The 388-nt window shown below is 45.4% G+C and carries 1 protein-coding gene; it reads left to right on the top strand.

What is annotated here, in order from left to right; genetic code table 11:
• On the top strand, positions 1 to 274 hold a 274-nt coding region (locus AB4512_RS24530; RefSeq protein ID WP_372176083.1), incomplete at its 5' end, for a M24 family metallopeptidase.
• Positions 275 to 388: the final 114 nt, after the last annotated feature.

Genomic DNA, 388 nt, shown 5'->3' with positions numbered 1-388 from the left:
CTACAACGCGATGTGGGGAGTATTAGAAGCCAATGGTGCATTGGGCAACGACGTTGGTCGTCTTGGTCATGGTTTAGGTATGGAGCTGACAGAGCGCCCGTCTAACACGGCTACCGACAACACAGTACTTAAGCCGGGTATGGTGATGACATTAGAACCGGGCATGGTTTACGCACCGGGTAAGTCAATGGTTCACGAAGAGAATATCGTGATTACTGAAGACGGCGCTGAATGGTTAAGCAAACGCGCAGAGCCAGAACTGATCATTATTTAGCTAAAAACTTAACACACCCTACAAAAGCTGGCTCTGGACTCCAGAGTCAGCACATAAAAATTATAAAAATACGAGTTTCTCATGCAAACAATAGAACAGTTTCGTCAATTTGAA

The organism is Vibrio sp. 10N.222.52.B7, assembly GCF_041474275.1.
In the GTDB taxonomy this organism is placed as follows: Bacteria; Pseudomonadota; Gammaproteobacteria; order Enterobacterales; family Vibrionaceae; genus Vibrio; species Vibrio crassostreae_C.
The sequence above is the reverse complement of the archived record's forward strand: the minus strand, read 5'-3'. Positions and strand labels throughout refer to the sequence as shown.